The organism is Anaerotalea alkaliphila (genome assembly GCF_010179735.1).
GTDB classification, from domain to species: Bacteria; Bacillota; Clostridia; order Lachnospirales; family Vallitaleaceae; genus Anaerotalea; species Anaerotalea alkaliphila.
Genome location: NZ_JAAEEH010000016.1, coordinates 35,807 through 52,486, shown reverse-complemented (window position 1 = coordinate 52,486; position 16,680 = coordinate 35,807). Strand labels below are relative to the sequence as shown.

The window sequence follows — 16,680 nt, the reverse complement described above, 5'->3', positions numbered from 1 at the left end:
GTAGGAAGAATGAAAATTGTCATATTGGATGGATATACGGAGAACCCCGGGGACCTGTCCTGGGAAGGGTTCGAGGTGCTGGGGGAGTTCCAGTGCCATGACCGGACACCTGCAGAAGAGATTGTGAAAAGGATCGGGGACGCGGAGGTCGTCATCGTGAACAAGACCCCCATCACCAGAGAAACCCTGGCCCAGTGCCCCAATGTAAAGTACATCGGCGTCCTGGCAACGGGATACAACATCGTGGACGTGCAGGCGGCGAGGGAGCATGGCATCCCCGTCTGCAACATCCCCACCTACGGCACGGCCGCGGTCGCCCAGTTCGTCATGGCCATGTTGCTGGAGATCTGCCACCATGTGGGCCACCACAGCGATGCGGTGCATGAAGGCCGGTGGGAAAAGAACGCAGACTGGTGCTTCTGGGACCATCCGCTGATCGAGCTGGCGGACAAGACCATGGGGATCATCGGCTTCGGACGGATCGGCCAGACCACGGCCAGGCTGGCCCAGGCCTTCGGGATGAAGGTCCTGGCATACGACGCCTACAGGAATCCCGCCCTGGAGACGGAAACCTGCAGATATGTGGAGCTGGACGAGCTGTACGCCCAATCCGACGTCATCACCCTTCACTGCCCTCTTTTTCCGGAGACGGAAGGGATCATCAACAAGGGGAGCATAGCCAAGATGAAGGACGGCGTGATCATCCTGAACAACTCCCGGGGACCCCTGATCGTGGAGCAGGACCTGTGCGACGCCCTGAACAGCGGCAAAGTGTCCGCAGCAGGAGTGGACGTGGTGTCCTCGGAGCCGATCAAGGGGGACAACCCGCTTCTCAAGGCCAAGAACTGCCTCATCACCCCCCACATCTCCTGGGCGCCCAAGGAGTCCCGGCAACGGCTGATGGACATCGCGGTGGACAACCTGAAACGGTTCCTGGACGGGACCCCCGTCAATGTGGTAAATTGAATGAAAGACCTGCACTTCCCAAGACGGCCCAGGGGCTGTCGACAGCGGGGTGCAGGTCTTTCTTCTGCCGATCGGCAGGAAAGGAGGCAATAGGATGAAGATCGTCATAGCAGTGGATTCGTTCAAAGGAAGCATGTCTTCCCTGGAGGCCGGGGAAGCGGTGAAGGAAGGCATCCTGCGGGCCATGGATGCGGACATCGTCGTGAAGCCCATCGCGGACGGCGGGGAGGGGACCACGGACGCCCTGGTGGCAGGCCTGGGGGGAGAGAAGGTCCCCATCACCGTCACGGGCCCCAGGGGCAACAAGGTGGAGGCGAGCTACGGCTGGCTGCGGGAGACCGGCACCGCCATCATCGAAATGGCGGAGGCGGCGGGCATCGTCCTGCTGGGCTCCGAAAAGAAGGAGCCCCTAAAGGCCACCTCCTATGGGGTGGGGGAGATGATCCGGGACGCCATGGACCGGGGGTGCAGGGACTTCCTCATCGGAATCGGCGGCAGCGCCACCAACGACGGCGGGGTGGGGATGCTCCAGGCCCTGGGCTTCGGATTTTATGACGGGGAAGGGAAGGACGTGGGCCTGGGGGCCCAGTGTCTGGAAAGGATTGTCCGGGTGGACACTGCCCGGCGACATCCGGGCCTTGGGGAATGCACCTTCCGGGTGGCCTGCGACGTGAAGAACCCCCTCACCGGGGAGAATGGCGCCACCCGTGTCTACGGGCCCCAGAAAGGAGTGTCCGGAGACATGCTCCAGGAGCTGGACCGGGCCATGGGGCACTATGCGGAAGTGACCAAGGCCGCAACCGGCAGGGACGAGGCCTTGACCGCGGGGGCCGGAGCCGCAGGGGGCATGGGCTTCGCCTTCCTCAGCTATCTGGACGGGGCCCTGGAACCGGGGGTCGACCTGGTCCTGGAGGCCCTGGAGCTGGAGGAATCCATGCGGGATGCGGATTTCGTGGTCACCGGGGAGGGCTGCCTGGACCACCAGACCGCCATGGGCAAGGTGCCTGTGGGCGTGGCCAGGCTGGCCAAGAAGCACGGGGCGAAGGTGGTCGCCCTGGCGGGCGGGGTCAAGGAAGGGGCCCAGGCCTGCAACAGGGAGGGGATCGACGCGTTCTTTTCCATCAATCCCCTGCTGGTGCCCCTGGAGGAGGCCATGCGGCCGGAGGTGGCCCGGAAGAACATGGCTACGGTGGCGGAGCAAGTCTTCCGGCTGGTGGCGGCCATGCGGTAGCCGATGCTGGATGACGGGAACAAGACGAATTGAAGAAAGGCATCAACAGCGGGATCAGGCCTGCCCTTCGGGGACGGGGGCTGGTCCCTTTTTTGTGGGAGGCCCATCATAATGGCGTGGCCAAAAGTGAACAAATGTGCAAAATAAAATAGATACTGCACAAATGAGTAAAAAAGGTGTATGATAATAGCATCAACTACAAAACACCATGCAATATGAATCAGGAGGATGAATCATGAAAATTCAGAAAACTGTCCTTGGAGAACTGGACCGTGCGTATGCGACGACAATCATGGAGGTGAACGGAAAAACCAAGTACATAGTCGCATCCGAGGGGGAAAGCCAGTGTGTGTCCTATGACATGGAAACCCATGAGAAAACGGTCGTATGGGACGGGCCTGGAGGCACGATGAACATCGTCCCTGTACCAGGAAGGGAAAACGAGTTCATCGCAACACAGAAATTCATCCCCACCTTCAACGCGGCGGAATGCCGGATCGTGCATGCGAAGGCGGACGCGGAAGGCCGGTGGAGTGTTGTGCCGATCATGACCATACCTTACCTGCACAGGTTCGACCTGCTGGAGATTGAAGGCCGGCTGCATCTGATTGGCGGGGTATTGTGCAACAGCAAACAGTTCAAGGACGACTGGTCTGATCCGGGCAGGATCATCGTGGGAAGGTTCAACGAAGACATCACGCAACCGTTCGAACTGACGACCATCCATGATGGAATCACAAAGAACCACGGCTTCTGCGCAAGCGAGTGGAAAGGCAAGAAGGCGTTTTTTGTGACCGGTGTAGAAGGGATGTTCGTCGCATATCCCCCAGAGAAGTTGGAGGGAAAGTGGCAGGTGGAGCAGCTGTTCGACCACGAGATCAGCGATTGCGCACTGTGCGACATCGATGGGGACGGCAAGCCTGAAATCGCCACCATCGAGGCGTTCCATGGCGAAAAAGGGAAGATCTACAAGGAGACCGAGGACGGATGGAAGGTCATCCATGAACACACGTATGAATTCGGACACGTGGTCTGGGGAGGAAAGCTGCTCGGAAAACCGGCCTTCATCATTGCGGGGCGCAAGGGAAAGATGGAGCTGGTGGTCTATACCCTGGATGATAAGGGGAACTTCGTTGAAACGGTCGTGGACAATACGGGAGGCCCCAGCAACATCGCGGTTGCGCATAAGGGAGATACGGATGTGATTCTGGCCGCAAACCGGCAAATAGGCGAAATAGCCATATATGAGCTGAGTCAAGAGGCGTAAGCGGACGAAGTGAACAAACAGGAAGTGAACAATTGTTCAATATATACAGAAGCATAGACAAATGTTCTTGCGAGTGGTATGATATTACTATCAGGAGGACGTCCTTGATAACGTAGAAATGAAAGGGGATAACATGGATTTTATTATTCAATTGTTTTTGGACTTTGTTAACAAGTTTTTAGGCCAGGCGCCCCTGTTGCTTGGAACGGTCGTTTTCATCGGTTATATCCTGCTCGGGAAAAAGGTGTATGAAGCTTTGGCAGGATTCGTAAAGACCTTCGTCGGTTTCAAGATTCTGCAAGTAGGTACCGGCGGACTGGTTTCTACATTCAGGCCGATCATCGAGAGTCTTTCCCAAAAGTACGGAATTGAAGCGTTGGTGATCGACCCCTATTTCGGACAGACATCGGCAACGGAATTCTTGACCACGGTCAACTCCCTCGCATTTGTAGGCTATGTCATGATGATTGCGTTTGCCTTCAACATCCTCTTGGTTGCATTCAGAAAATACACAAAAATCCGCTCCCTGTTCATTACCGGACATATCATGTACCAGCAATCAGCCGTCCTGCTGTGGGCACTGTATTGGGTGATTGAAGGATCCGGAAGGCAACCTGCTACTGTGCAGCTTGTAATCATCACCGGATTGCTCATGGGAACCTACTGGTCCGTGATGTCGAACCTGATTATTGAAGCGACGCAGGAAGTCACGGACGGCGCAGGCTTCACCGTCGGCCACCAGCAGATGTTCGGCGCATGGCTGGCGTACCGGCTTGGAGGAAAAGTCGGCAATAAGGAGCATAACGTCGACCATGTCGAAACACCGGGATTCCTGGCCATACTGAACGACAATGTGGTGGCCAATGCGCTGATCATGACCATCTTCATTGGAACGATCATGGTCTTGCTGGGTAAGGAGACCTTTGCCTATGATGAAAGCAAATATTTCTTTGGATCCTACATTTGGGAAACCTGTGCGTTCTTTGCAGTGTACATTACAATCCTGTTGACCGGTGTCCGGATGTTCGTTGCAGAACTCACGGCATCCTTCCAGGGGATTTCCGACAAGCTGTTGCAGGGGTCCGTTCCGGCGGTGGACTGTGCGGTAACATTCGGGTTTTCTCCCCAAGCACCCACGTTCGGCTTCATTTTCGGCTTCTTCGGTCAACTAGTCGCCATTTTCACGCTAATCCTATTGAAGTCCCCCGTGCTGATCGTTGCCGGCTTCATCTGCCTTTTCTTCGACAACGGCACATTGGCGGTATTTGCCAACAAGTCAGGCGGCAGACGGGCGGCGGCAATCATTCCCTTCATCGCAGGACTCATCCAGGTGTTCGGATCGGCGCTTGTGCTGACTTTCCTTGTGGGACCGCCGGAGGTCATCGGATGGATGGGCATGTTTGACTGGGCCACATTGTTCATGGGAACCACAATCATTTCAAAATACGTCGGGATCGCAGCCCCGGTGGCGCTGATCGTCCTGATGCTGATCATTCCCCAGGTGCAATACAAACGCCATGCGGCGACATACTTTACGACCATGCGGGATGAATAGGATAGAAACAAACGGGAGGTACCATATGATTGAAGGATTCGAATTGACAGAGGAGTTCATCCAATTCTATGATGAAATAGACACATGGGAGGATGCCATCCGGTATTCCTCCGACCCGCTCCTGCAGAAGGGGTATGTCAGACAATCCTACATCGACGGGATGATCGAGTCGGTGAAGGAACACGGCCCCTATGTGGTCATCGCGCCGAACATCGCATTGCCCCATGCAAGGCCGGAAACAGGATCGGTGAAGGTGGGGTACAGCATCATGAAGGTGGAAAAGCCCGTGTCGTTCACACCGGACGGCAACAATGATGCCACGTTTTTCATAGCGTTGTCCTGTGTGGACGCAACGACGCATCTGGAAATGCTGCAGAGGATCGTCACCGTCTTGTCCGATCAAGAGAAGCATGACGCCATCTTCGAGGCGAAAACAAAAAAAGAGATGATTGAGATCTTCAATAATTGATAATCGAACCAACCAAATACGAGAGGAGATTCAAATGGGCAAGATTGATGAGATAACAAGGGAAAGTTGGATTTTGAGCACGTTTCCGGAATGGGGAAGCTGGCTGAATGAAGAGATAGAGCAGACGGTGGTCGAGCCGGGAACATTTTCCATGTGGTGGCTAGGATGCACAGGGATTTGGCTGAAAAGCGAAGGGAACGCGAACCTTTGTGTGGACCTATGGGTGAAGACAGGCAAGAGGAATCATGGAAACGGCTTGATGGCAGACCAACACCAGCACCAGAGGATGATCGGCTGCCTGGCGATGCAGCCCAATCTGCGGAACGTCCCGGTTGTAATCGACCCGTTCAGGATCAAGGATATCGATGCCGTGCTTTCTACCCATGACCACGGCGACCATATCGATGAAAATGTCGCCGCGGCAATCTGCCAGAACACAGACGAGAGCGTCAAGTTCATCGGACCCAAAGCTTGTGTGGACCTGTGGAGGAAATGGGGAGTGCCGGAAGCCCGGCTGGTGACCTTGAAACCGGGAGAGACCTACACGGTCAAGGACGTGGAAATCGTCGCGCTGGATTCGTTCGACCGCACGGAATTGGTCACAGCACCCAAGGGGGTAACGCTCAAAGGGAAGATGCCCCAGGAAATGGACGATCTGGCACTGAACTACCTGTTCAAGACTCCGGGGGGGAGCCTGTACCACAGCGGCGATTCCCACTACTCCAATTATTTCGCAAAACATGGAAACGACCACGAGATCGATGTTGCCCTGGGGTCTTTTGGAGAAAACCCGAGGGGAATGACGGACAAAATGACGGCGGAATGCATCCTGCGGATGGCCGAATGCCTCAATACAAAAGTCGTCATTCCAATCCATCACGACATCTGGACAAACTTCACCGCAGACCCAAAGGAAATCACCACGCTTTGGAACATGAAGAAGGACCGGTTGAAATACCAGTTCAAACCATTCATCTGGCAGGTAGGCGGAAAGTTCACATGGCCGGAGGACAAGGATTCGATGGAATATATGTATGACCGCGGTTTCCATGACGCCTTCGCCATAGAGCCCGACCTTCCCTTCAAATCAGTGCTGTAAGTAAAAAATTGGAAACCATAGCAACGGACGATGCTGTGAAAAGGAGACAAAACCATGTTGAAAGTATTGGCTGCATGCGGTAATGGAATGGGATCAAGCCTCATCATCAAAATGAAGATCGAAAAGGTGCTCAAGGCGATGGGCCTGGAATGCGAGGTGCACCACGCCAGTGTCGGACAGGCAAAGGCCGAGGCCGTGAACTTCGACCTGGTGCTTGTTTCCGAACAGCTTGTAAAGGAATTCAATCCGAAAGGGAAAGCGAAAATCGTCGGCTTGATCAACCTGTTGTCGGAAGAGGAAATCAGGACCAAGGTGGAGAAAGCGCTGCAGTAAAATGAAAATGGAGAGACCTATGTTCAAGTTGACGGACAATCCGCTGGGCATTTACGAAAAGGCGATACCGGAGAAGTTTGACTGGGCAACAAAAATCAAGATCGCAAAGGAAGCCGGCTATGACTTTCTGGAAATGTCCATAGACGAAAGCGACCAGAAATTGCACAGGCTGGACTGGAGCAGGGAGAAGCGGGAATACATCAAGGGGTTGTTGGCCGACCAGGAGATGTACATCAATTCCATCTGCCTGAGCGGCCACCGGAAATACCCCTTTGGAAGCAGGGATGCGAAGACAAGACGAAAAGCGTACGAGATCATGGACAAGGCGATTGTGTTGGCCAAAGACCTGGGTGTGAGGAACATACAGCTTGCCGGATATGATGTGTACTACGAAGGGTCGGACGAAGGGACAAAGGCCGGATTCCTGGAGGGTCTTAGGCATGCGGTGAAAAAGGCTTCCAGTGCCAGCGTCATGCTTTCGATTGAAATCATGGACACGGAATTCATCGGCACCATAACAAGATGCATGGAGTATGTCCGAGCCGTCGATTCGCCCTGGCTGCAGGTCTACCCGGATTTCGGGAACCTCAGCCAATGGACGGATGAACCCGAACGGGAACTGGAGGTGGGGATTGGCCATATCGTCGGCATCCACCTGAAGGATACGCTGCCGGGCAAATTCAAATGTGTCCCCTTCGGTGAAGGGACGGTGGATTTCGGGAAACTGTTTTCAAAACTGGACGCATTGGAATATCAGGGCCCCTTTCTGGTGGAGATGTGGGCGGACAACACCCAGGATGCGACGGTGGAAGAAAGCATCGACCATATCAGAAGCGCCGGCGAGTGGCTGAAAGGAAAGGCGGGTGACAGGTTCAATGTCTTTGGGAAACAAGCTTGATGTGCTGAAGGAACAGGTATTTGAGGCGAACCTGGAATTGGTCAGGCAGGGGTTGGTCATCTATACCTGGGGGAACGTGAGCGGGATCGAACGGGAACTGGGATTGGTTGTGATCAAGCCGAGTGGTGTGGACTATGATTCCATGAAGAAAGAGGACATGGTTGTCCTGGACCTTGAAGGGAATGTCAGGGAAGGGAAACTGAACCCGTCCTCCGACACGCCGACGCACCTTGCTCTTTATAGGGAATATGATACAATTGGAAGTGTCGTACATACGCATTCCGCCTGGGCCACATCGTGGGCCCAAGCCGGAAAGGAAATCCCGTGCTACGGCACAACCCATGCGGACTATTTTTACGGGGACATCTTGTGCACCAGGGTGCTGACGGAGGATGAGATCGGCCGGGAATACGAGCTGAATACAGGCCTTGTCATCATCGAAACGCTGAAGGAGAACAATCGGATGCCGCTGGAAATGCCAGGAATCATCGTGTCCAACCACGGGCCCTTCGGATGGGGCAGCAACCCGGACCAGGCAGTGCACAATGCCAGGGTCATGGAAGAGGTGGCGAAGATGGCATACCGTACCGAAAGGATCAACGGCCAAATCGGGACAATCAGCCAGGCGTTGCTGGACAAGCATTATCTGCGGAAGCACGGGAGCGGCGCGTACTACGGCCAAAACAGATAGATGAAGAGGTGAGTTGGATGTCGGATTATGAGGAGCATCAATTGATGGTCAATGCATCGGTGCTGTATTACCTGGAGGGGATGAACCAAAACCAGATTGCGAAGGAACTGTTCATTTCAAGGCCCAAGGTGTCGAGGTTGCTCAAGAAGGCCAGGGAACAGCAGGTTGTAGACATAACCATCAATTATCAGAACTATGGATTTGACAATCTGCAAGGGGAACTGCGTCGAAGATTCAATGTTCCCAATGTTATCATCGTAAAGACCCTGACCGACGCGAACGAGACGCTGCGCCAGGTGGGGAAGGCGGCGGCAAAGGAAGTCGGCCTGCTCCTAAAGGATGACATGACCCTCGGCATTTCCTGGGGCAAGCACATGCGTGCCATGGCGTCCTACTTGCAGCCCCACCGCTACAATGATATGCGGATTGTGGAACTGTTCGGAGCCATCAGCTATGACTTGGACAACAACGACATGTTGAGCATCGGGAGGACGATTTCCAGGGCACTGAACGGCAAACTGTATCCGCTTCCCTCGCCGATCTATATCAAGGACCCGGCTGCAAGAAATGCGATCATCGAGACGCCGCTCATCAAGAACACACTGGACATGATCGAGAAGTGCGACCTGATCCTGACGGGAATCGGCGCCATCGACGGGGATGCGATGCAAACCCTCTGGGACAGCTATGTCGAACCGGACATGCAGGATACGATCAAACAAAAAGGTGGGGTGGGCTTCATCCTGGCCCATTTTTTCGACGAAAACGGAGACTTCCTGGATATCGATGTCAACGACTGCGTCATCGGAATCCGGACGGAGACCATCAAGAGGAAGAAAATCGTCGCCATCGCTTCGGAAAAGAAGAAGGCGAAGGCGGTACTGGCGGCCTTGCGGGGCGGATTCCTGCATACCTTGGTGTCGGATGAGGAGACGCTGAAGGAAGTGCTGCGGATGGCAGGGAAGTGAATGGAATGAATGGACCTGGAGGATCTAAACAATGATTCAAGGAATCGGAGCCAGCAACGGCATCAGCATTGCGCGGGTCAGAAGATACGAAAAACCCGAAATCACCGTCGTTGAAGACCACAACATAGACATCGAAAATCAGATCGACCGTTTCGAGAAGAGCATGGAGCGCAGCATCGATGATCTGGAAGGCATCCGCAAACGGATGCTGGAAAGTGCGAACCAGGAGACGGCCGACATCTTTGAGGCCCACATCGAAATACTGAAGGACCAGGAACTGGTTTCCGGTGTACGGAACAAAATCAGGGACGAAGCGGTGAATGCAGACTATGCGTTCCAGAGCATCCTGGACACCTACATCACAATGTTCGAAAACATGGACAACGACTATTTTCGCGAACGTGCCGCCGACATGAAGGATTTGGGCCAGCGGGTGGTGATGCACCTGCAGGGGATCGAAATGGAGCCGTTGTCGAACATCCAAGAGGAAGTGGTTTTGGTCGCAAAAGACCTGACGCCCTCGGACACGGCCCAATTGGACCGGAAGATGATCAAGGGTTTTGTCACGGATGTCGGCGGGCGCACGAGCCACAGCGCCATCATGGCAAGGTCCCTGGAAATCCCCGCGGTCGTGGGGACGAAGAATGCCTTTGCACTCCTGCAGGACGGCGACATGGTCATCTTGGACGGGACCGAAGGCGTTGTTCTTGTGAACCCAGGGGAGCATGTCGTCGAGGAGTACCAGGAGAAAATCCTTGCCTTGGGGGAAGAGAAGCATTATTTCAAGACCTTCAGGGACAAAAAGAGCATGACGATGGATGGGCGCCATGTTGAGCTCGGCGCCAACATCGGCGGTGTGGAGGATGTGGACTCCGCCCTTGCCAACGGCGCGGAATGCATCGGACTGTTCCGGACGGAATTCCTGTACATGGAAAGCAAGGTGCATCCAAGCGAAGAGGTGCAGTACGAGGCTTACCGCAGGGTTCTGGAGAAGATGGGGGACAAACCGGTGGTCGTCCGGACGCTGGACATCGGAGGCGACAAGGAGCTGGATTATCTGAAGATGGAGCACGAGTTGAATCCGTTTCTGGGGAACCGGGCCCTGCGCCTGTGCCTTAACACACCGGAACTGTTCCGGACCCAGCTGCGGGCCCTGTTGAAGGCCAGCCGCTGGGGGAACCTGCACATCATGCTTCCGATGGTCGCCACCATCGACGAGCTGCGGGAAGTGAAGGGGCTGCTGGAGGAAATCGAAAAGGAGCTGCTGGAAGAGGACGCGTCCCTGGGAATCGGGTACAAGCTGGGCATCATGGTTGAAATTCCGGCCACGGCAATCCTTGCGGATGTCTTTGCGAAGGAAGTGGACTTCTTTTCCATAGGAACCAACGACCTGATCCAATACACCTTCGCCGCAGACCGGATGAACGAGAAGGTGGCCTACCTTTACCAACCCTACAACCCTTCGCTGCTGCGGCTGATCAAGATGGTTGCCGATGCGGCGCACAAGGAAGGGAAGTGGGTGGGCATGTGCGGTGAGATGGCGGGGGAAGTGCAGGCCCTGCCCCTGTTGATGGGCCTGGGCTTGGATGAATTCAGCATGAGCGCCCCCAGCATCCTGAGAATCCGGGCCCTGCTCTCCAAAGTGCGGATGGAGGATGCCGCGCAGCTTGCGGAGGCTGCGCTTGGGATGGAAAATCAGGAGCAGGTCGGGACGATGATCAAACAGTACATGGATAAATTGGAGGATAGCAATGGTTAGAGAGAGCGTTGTAATTACAAATGAAACAGGTTTGCATGCGCGTCCGGCTTCGGAGTTCATCAAGCTCGCAAACAAGATGTCCGGTGCGGTTTCCATAGTCAAGGAAGGTGTCAAAGTCAATGCGAAAAGCATGCTTGCCTTGCTGTCGCTTGGCATCTGCAAGGGCACGGAAATCGAAATTTGCGTAGACGGAGGCGACGAGTCGGAGGCGCTGGGCATCTTGACGGATTATATCCGGAACCTGGCGGAATGACCCGATGGAAAGAGGAAGCATGGAGCAAAAAACAATAGCAAACATCCGCCTGTTGTCCGCCCAAATGGTGGAGCAGGCCAAGTCGGGCCACCCCGGGCTGCCCTTGGGGGCGGCGCCCATGGCCCACATCCTGTGGTCCAGGCATCTGCAGTTCGATCCAAAGGACACCCTGTGGCCAAACAGGGACCGGTTCGTATTGTCCGCCGGTCATGGGTCCCCGCTGCTGTATGCGCTGCTGCATCTGTACGGCTATGGGCTGAACCGGCAGGACCTGAAGGATTTCAGGCAATTCGGAAGCAAGACTCCGGGACATCCCGAGTACGGCCATACGGAGGGGGTCGAAGCGACCACAGGCCCTTTGGGGCAAGGAATCGCCAATGGTGTGGGGATGGCCATGGCGGAACGCCATCTGGCCGCGAAGTTCAACCGGCCGGGATACCCCGTCGTGGACCACCATACCTTTGTGCTCTCCGGGGACGGGTGCATGATGGAGGGTGTGGCGTCCGAAGCGGCTTCCCTTGCGGGAACCTTGGGGCTTGGCAAACTGATTGTACTCTACGACTCCAACAAGATCACCATCGAAGGGGATACGGACATCGCCTTCCGGGAAGATGTGGGCAAGCGGTATGAAGCCTATGGCTTCCAATACCTCCTGGTGGAGGACGGCGATGACCTGGAGGCCATCGACCGGGCCATCGGGCAGACGAAGGAAAACCAGGAGCAGCCGTCGCTGATAGAAATCCGGACCCGGATCGGTGCGGGCTGCAAAGCCAAGGAGGGAAAAGCTTCCGCCCATGGGGAGCCTTTGGGGGAATGCAATGTGACGCAGATGAAGAAGGACTTCGGCATGGAAGCGCTTCCCGATTTCGAGGTCCTGCCGGAAGTGCGCGCCCATCTGGACGGACCGGTCCGGTCCAAAACGGACCGGCGGGCGGCTTGGCAGGCCTTGTTCGAGGCGTATGCCGAGGCGCATCCGGAACTTGCAAAGGAATGGGAGAAATGGCATGGACCGGTGGACATCCGGGCGCTGCTGGACAATCCCCAGCTATGGGAGTTCGAAGGCTCCGTCGCCACCAGGAGCCGGTCGGAAGCGGTGATCAACAGATTGGCGGATTACATCCCGAATCTGATCGGCGGATCTGCGGATCTGGCCCCTTCCACGAAAACCCTCATGAAAAACAGGGGGGATTACCTGCCCGGCGCCTTCGGAGGGTCGAACCTCCACTTCGGGGTCCGGGAACACGGCATGGCGGGCATCCTGAACGGCATGGCCCTCCACGGGGGACTGCAGGTCTATGGGGCCACCTTCTTCGTCTTCTGCGACTACATGCGCCCCTCCATGCGGCTGGCGGCCCTGATGGGTCTCCCCGTGACCTATGTGCTGACCCATGACAGCATCGGGGTGGGGGAAGACGGACCGACCCACCAGCCGGTGGAGCAGCTGGCGTCCTTGCGGTGCATCCCCAATATGACCGTCTTCAGGCCCGCCGATGGGAAGGAAACGGTTGCGGCCTGGATCCATGCGGTCGGACAGACCGGGGGGCCCACCAGCATCGTCCTGACAAGGCAGAACCTGCCGGAGCTGGAAGGAAGCGGCATCGGCGCCCTGAAAGGCGCCTACGTCCTGGGCCAATGGGGCACTCCCGATTTGGCCATCATCGCCTCAGGCTCGGAAGTCAGCCTGGCCATGGAGGCGGCGGAACAGCTCCACCGGGAAGGACATGGCGTCCGGGTGGTGAGCATGCCCTCCCTGGAACTTTTCGAAAAGCAGCCGGAAGAATACAGGGAAGAGGTCCTTCCCGGCAGCCTGGAGAAAAGGATTGTGATCGAGGCCGGCAGTTCCTTCGGGTGGCATAAAATCGCCGGCGGGAAAGGCAAAACCATCACGATGGACGGCTTTGGAGCTTCCGGGCCGGCGGGGATCCTGTTCAAGGAGTACGGATTCACGGTGGAAAACATTGTGGCACAAGCAAAAGGCATCCTGTAGGAAGGATGCCAGCGGGATCAGGCCTGCCCTTCGGGGACGGGGCTGGTCCCTTTTTCGTGCCCCTTTTTCGGGGGCTTGTTGACCAGGACCACCCCGGCGCTGACCAGTAGGAGGCTGAGCAGGATGTGGGCCGTGAGGTTCTCCTCCGGAAAAAGGAGGGAGGAGAGGATGGACCCGAAGACGGGGATCAGGAAGACGTAGATGGCCACCCGGGAGGCCCCGTAGGTGTGGATCAGCTTGTACCAGACCACGAAGGCCACCGCCGACAGGAGGGCGGAGTAGGTGAGCAGCAGGACGGCGGGGCCGGTCATCTGCAGGTGGAAGCCCCCGGCCCCCGCCAGGCCGATGACCAGCAGGAGGAGGGCCCCCAGCAGGAACTGGTACATGTTCATGACCACCGAGGAGACCCGGCCCATGAGATGTTTGCCGTAGATCACCGCCACGGCGTTGGCCAGGGAGGAGGCGATCAGGGAGCCTTCCCCGATCCAGGTGGAGGAGAGGCTGAGGCCTCCCGCCCCGATGCCCTCCAGGTTGGCCACCAGGATGCCGGCGAAGCCCAAGGCAAGGCCCAGGACCTTGTTCCAGGAGAGCCGGTCCCCCTTGGTGAAGTAGTGGGCCAGGACCACCACGAACAGGGGCTTGGAGGTGTCCAGGAGGACGGCCTTGATGGCTCCGGTGTTGGCGGTCCCCATGTAGAAGAACAGGTACTGGAGGGTGGTGTTCAGGATGCCGAAGAGGAGGATCTGGCGCAGGAGGCTTTTGTCCACCCGGGGGGCCTTGCGGGTCTTGTACATGTGGAACAGGACCAGCAGGACCCCAGAGAGGAAGAAGCGCATCCCCGCCAGGACCATCCGGTTGAAGAAGTCGTCCGCCGGCATCTGCAGGGCGGCGTAGGTGAACTTCAGGGTGGGGATGGCTGTGGCCCAGAGGAGGGCGCAGAATCCGGCCTGGAGGATGAGGTTCAGGTTTTTTTTAGACATTGTATGGCTCCATTTGGTCTGTTGTCGGACAAATTTGGGGTGCTCCCTCTATCATACAATGGAACCGGAGATTTTGCAAACGGGGAGACTGCGTGAAAATAAGGAATAATCAGGGAAAAACGGGGGAATTTTCTATTTTTTCGGGGGCAAATCGGGGAAGTTGTGCTATAATGGGTAGAAGAAAAAACAACCGGCGGTGTTCCGGAAGGGGACCGGGAGTGGCCGCGGGGGATAGAGAGAGAAAAGTGCAGCAAAATGATGGGGCTATAGGGGGACCGGAGTATGGAGATACAGGTCAGGAATTCCTCAAGGGTTGAGAATAGAAGAGGTGCCGGGGTTGCCGGCGGAGAGCAGGGTTTGTGTCCGGGAGGGCATAGGCCCGTTTTGGCGTGGGGAAGGGGGGAGGAGGGGAACCTGCTGCTGGACATGAAGTTCCAGCCTTATCTCCAGGAGAGCCCTCTTTTTACGGAGGGGGACACGGGGCGGATCTGGCAGTACATCCGGAACCACGTGGACAAAGGGGAGGGGATGGAGATCCTGGATCATATCCAGACCTCCATCCCCAGGCCCAGCAGGAAGCTGATCCGGCACATCAATTCCATACTGGACGCCAAGGCGGAGTTCATCCTGATGGAGCAGCAGCTGGTGGTCTACGACCGGGTGATGCAGCTGGTCCGGGAGAAGGCGCTGGACGGCAGCGACGGCCGGTATGTGGTGCTGGTGAAGGGCGGCCCGGGGACGGGGAAGTCTGTGGTGGGACTGAACCTGCTGGGGAAGATCCTGCAGGAGGGGAAGGAGTGCATCTATCTGGCGCCCAACGCGGCCTTCAGGAACGGCATGGCGGCCAGGCTGGATCCGGAGCGGGCCAGGAGGGTTTTCAAACACCCCTACTTCTACAACAAGGAGCTGACCCTTTCGGGGGAGAGCTTCCAGACGGCCATCGTGGACGAGGCCCACAGGATCAGCCTGTCGCCGCCGCCCATGCAGAGAAAGCTTGGGAAAAGCCTGGTGGAGGAAATCATCGACAAGACCTGGCTGTCCGTTTTCTTTACGGACGACAACCAGATGATCCGGCCTTCCGACATCGGTTCCTACGACCATGTGAAGGAGCGGGCAAAGGCCCTGGGCTGCACGGTCTACGAGTACGAGCTGGAGGCCCAGTTCCGCTGCGCGGGGTCCCAAGGATACCTGAACTGGATCGACGACGTGCTGGGGATCCGGGAGACGGCCAATGCCAGCGGCTGGGAGAATATGGACGGCCTGGAGTTCAGGATCCTGGAGGACCCCAACGAGATGCTGCGCATCCTCCAGGAGAGGCAGGAGGAGGGCTATGACGCCCGGATGGTGGCGGGTTACGCCTGGCCTTGGAGCAAGGAGCTGGAGATGGACGGGAACCTGGTGAAGGACGTGGAGATCTTCGAGGACGGGAAGCGGGTATTCGGGATGCCTTGGAATCCCCAGGATTCCTACAAGACCCGGCGGGGGAAGGGGATTCCCGCCAATGGGGGGGACTGGGCCGTGAATCCGGACGGGATCAACCAGGTGGGGTGCATCCACACCTGCCAGGGGCTGGAGTTCGACTATGTGGGGGTGATCATCGGGGAGGAGTTCACCTACGACCCGGAGAGGGGCGGATGGACCGCGGATGTGAAGAAGTGCCATGACAGGAAGATCGGGGCCAACAGCCGGGACAAGTTCCTGCGGCTGGCGCAGAACACCTACAAGACCCTGATGACCCGGGGGATGAAGGGGGTCTACGTGTACAGCGTGGATCCGGCCACCCGGGAGCATCTGAAGCAGCGGCTGAAGGTGGTGCAGGAGTTGGAGGAGAACCGCTTCTACCGGAGGAAGAAGACGACTTTGAGGAAGCTGCTGCTGGGGGATTTCGCCTCGGATGCGGCAGGGGGTTATGTGGGTGAGAAGACAATCCGGATCCAGGACTTCCAGGTGAAGCCCATGGACGGCAGCCATTATTTCTGCGACATCCACCAGGAGCAACAGTTCCTCCAGGAGGTCCGGGAGGTGGCCGGGAACAGGGAGTTGGAGCTGGACCGGGAGCTGGAGGCCCGCTTCAACGGGACACCGCAGATCCGGGGCTACGCCCCGGGGGTGGAGGGGCTGGTGGTGGACATCGGGATCATGAAGATCCGGCCCAAGGCGGTGGTGAAGCGGATGAGCGGGGGGAAGGAACGGATTGCGGTGGTGTTTGGGGGGTAAGTAAGAC

General features: G+C 57.0%; 16 protein-coding genes. 15 read left to right on the top strand and 1 reads right to left on the bottom strand.

Going from position 1 to position 16,680, the window contains the following annotated elements; genetic code table 11:
- Positions 1–9: 9 nt before the first annotated feature.
- From GXN74_RS07350 to tkt, 13 genes are all read left to right on the top strand, one after another.
- Entirely contained in the window at positions 10–966 is a 957-nt protein-coding gene (locus tag GXN74_RS07350; protein ID WP_162370288.1) for a D-2-hydroxyacid dehydrogenase, read from the top strand.
- A gap of 94 nt (positions 967–1,060) precedes the next feature.
- Positions 1,061–2,197, top strand: a complete 1,137-nt coding sequence (locus GXN74_RS07345; RefSeq protein ID WP_162370287.1) for a glycerate kinase family protein — start codon at positions 1,061–1,063, stop codon at positions 2,195–2,197.
- Between the two features lie 235 nt (positions 2,198–2,432).
- Positions 2,433–3,464 carry a hypothetical protein gene (locus tag GXN74_RS07340; protein ID WP_162370286.1) on the top strand — a complete coding sequence of 344 codons (1,032 nt, stop codon included), beginning with the start codon at positions 2,433–2,435 and terminating at the stop codon, positions 3,462–3,464.
- A gap of 118 nt (positions 3,465–3,582) precedes the next feature.
- Positions 3,583–5,019: a PTS sugar transporter subunit IIC gene (locus GXN74_RS07335; RefSeq protein ID WP_343032803.1), complete on the top strand. Its 1,437-nt coding sequence runs from the start codon at positions 3,583–3,585 to the stop codon at positions 5,017–5,019.
- A gap of 25 nt (positions 5,020–5,044) precedes the next feature.
- Positions 5,045–5,488, top strand: coding sequence for a PTS sugar transporter subunit IIA (locus tag GXN74_RS07330; RefSeq protein ID WP_162370284.1), 444 nt, complete (start codon positions 5,045–5,047; stop codon positions 5,486–5,488).
- 34 nt (positions 5,489–5,522) lie between these two features.
- Positions 5,523–6,587 (top strand): L-ascorbate 6-phosphate lactonase, encoded by a 1,065-nt coding sequence (gene ulaG / locus GXN74_RS07325; RefSeq protein WP_162370283.1) that lies wholly within the window; start codon positions 5,523–5,525, stop codon positions 6,585–6,587.
- 54 nt (positions 6,588–6,641) lie between these two features.
- Positions 6,642–6,920, top strand: a complete 279-nt coding sequence (locus tag GXN74_RS07320; RefSeq protein ID WP_162370282.1) for a PTS sugar transporter subunit IIB — start codon at positions 6,642–6,644, stop codon at positions 6,918–6,920.
- A 19-nt stretch (positions 6,921–6,939) separates the two neighbouring features.
- Complete coding sequence (locus GXN74_RS07315; protein WP_162370281.1) at positions 6,940–7,818, top strand: L-ribulose-5-phosphate 3-epimerase; 879 nt, start codon at positions 6,940–6,942, stop codon at positions 7,816–7,818.
- Positions 7,796–8,509 carry an L-ribulose-5-phosphate 4-epimerase gene (locus tag GXN74_RS07310; protein ID WP_162370280.1) on the top strand — a complete coding sequence of 238 codons (714 nt, stop codon included), beginning with the start codon at positions 7,796–7,798 and terminating at the stop codon, positions 8,507–8,509. The genes GXN74_RS07315 and GXN74_RS07310 overlap by 23 nt, the downstream gene beginning before the upstream one ends.
- 17 nt (positions 8,510–8,526) lie before the next feature.
- Positions 8,527–9,477 carry a sugar-binding transcriptional regulator gene (locus tag GXN74_RS07305; RefSeq protein WP_162370279.1) on the top strand — a complete coding sequence of 317 codons (951 nt, stop codon included), beginning with the start codon at positions 8,527–8,529 and terminating at the stop codon, positions 9,475–9,477.
- Positions 9,478–9,508: 31 nt separating this feature from the next.
- The gene (ptsP, locus tag GXN74_RS07300; protein ID WP_162370278.1) at positions 9,509–11,236 is read left to right on the top strand and encodes a phosphoenolpyruvate--protein phosphotransferase; all 1,728 of its coding nucleotides are present in this window, start codon (positions 9,509–9,511) and stop codon (positions 11,234–11,236) included.
- Positions 11,229–11,489 (top strand): HPr family phosphocarrier protein, encoded by a 261-nt coding sequence (locus GXN74_RS07295; protein WP_162370277.1) that lies wholly within the window; start codon positions 11,229–11,231, stop codon positions 11,487–11,489. The genes ptsP and GXN74_RS07295 overlap by 8 nt, the downstream gene beginning before the upstream one ends.
- A 19-nt stretch (positions 11,490–11,508) precedes the next feature.
- Positions 11,509–13,476 (top strand): transketolase, encoded by a 1,968-nt coding sequence (gene tkt, locus GXN74_RS07290; protein ID WP_425481835.1) that lies wholly within the window; start codon positions 11,509–11,511, stop codon positions 13,474–13,476.
- A 17-nt stretch (positions 13,477–13,493) separates the two neighbouring features.
- Here tkt and GXN74_RS07285 read toward each other — a convergent pair whose 3' ends face one another.
- Positions 13,494–14,456: a DMT family transporter gene (locus GXN74_RS07285; RefSeq protein ID WP_162370275.1), complete on the bottom strand. Its 963-nt coding sequence runs from the start codon at positions 14,454–14,456 to the stop codon at positions 13,494–13,496.
- Positions 14,457–14,548: 92 nt separating this feature from the next.
- Here GXN74_RS07285 and GXN74_RS07280 point away from each other — a divergent pair, with 92 nt between their 5' ends.
- Entirely contained in the window at positions 14,549–14,773 is a 225-nt protein-coding gene (locus tag GXN74_RS07280; RefSeq protein WP_162370274.1) for a hypothetical protein, read from the top strand.
- Positions 14,774–14,840: 67 nt separating this feature from the next.
- Positions 14,841–16,673: a DUF2075 domain-containing protein gene (locus GXN74_RS14730; RefSeq protein ID WP_162370273.1), complete on the top strand. Its 1,833-nt coding sequence runs from the start codon at positions 14,841–14,843 to the stop codon at positions 16,671–16,673.
- Positions 16,674–16,680 lie beyond the last annotated feature (7 nt).

What these genes read in the sequence shown, in the direction of transcription:
- GXN74_RS07340 (WP_162370286.1), top strand. Translation starts at nt 2,433, where the DNA reads ATGAAAATTCAGAAAACTGTCCTTGGAGAACTGGACCGTGCGTATGCG.
- GXN74_RS07350 (WP_162370288.1), top strand. Translation starts at nt 10, where the DNA reads ATGAAAATTGTCATATTGGATGGATATACGGAGAACCCCGGGGACCTG.
- ulaG (WP_162370283.1), top strand. Translation starts at nt 5,523, where the DNA reads ATGGGCAAGATTGATGAGATAACAAGGGAAAGTTGGATTTTGAGCACG.
- tkt (WP_425481835.1), top strand. Translation starts at nt 11,509, where the DNA reads ATGGAGCAAAAAACAATAGCAAACATCCGCCTGTTGTCCGCCCAAATG.
- GXN74_RS07315 (WP_162370281.1), top strand. Translation starts at nt 6,940, where the DNA reads ATGTTCAAGTTGACGGACAATCCGCTGGGCATTTACGAAAAGGCGATA.
- ptsP (WP_162370278.1), top strand. Translation starts at nt 9,509, where the DNA reads ATGATTCAAGGAATCGGAGCCAGCAACGGCATCAGCATTGCGCGGGTC.
- GXN74_RS07285 (WP_162370275.1), bottom strand. Translation starts at nt 14,456, where the DNA reads ATGTCTAAAAAAAACCTGAACCTCATCCTCCAGGCCGGATTCTGCGCC.
- GXN74_RS07305 (WP_162370279.1), top strand. Translation starts at nt 8,527, where the DNA reads ATGTCGGATTATGAGGAGCATCAATTGATGGTCAATGCATCGGTGCTG.
- GXN74_RS07295 (WP_162370277.1), top strand. Translation starts at nt 11,229, where the DNA reads ATGGTTAGAGAGAGCGTTGTAATTACAAATGAAACAGGTTTGCATGCG.
- GXN74_RS07310 (WP_162370280.1), top strand. Translation starts at nt 7,796, where the DNA reads ATGTCTTTGGGAAACAAGCTTGATGTGCTGAAGGAACAGGTATTTGAG.
- GXN74_RS07335 (WP_343032803.1), top strand. Translation starts at nt 3,583, where the DNA reads ATGAAAGGGGATAACATGGATTTTATTATTCAATTGTTTTTGGACTTT.
- GXN74_RS07320 (WP_162370282.1), top strand. Translation starts at nt 6,642, where the DNA reads ATGTTGAAAGTATTGGCTGCATGCGGTAATGGAATGGGATCAAGCCTC.
- GXN74_RS07345 (WP_162370287.1), top strand. Translation starts at nt 1,061, where the DNA reads ATGAAGATCGTCATAGCAGTGGATTCGTTCAAAGGAAGCATGTCTTCC.
- GXN74_RS07330 (WP_162370284.1), top strand. Translation starts at nt 5,045, where the DNA reads ATGATTGAAGGATTCGAATTGACAGAGGAGTTCATCCAATTCTATGAT.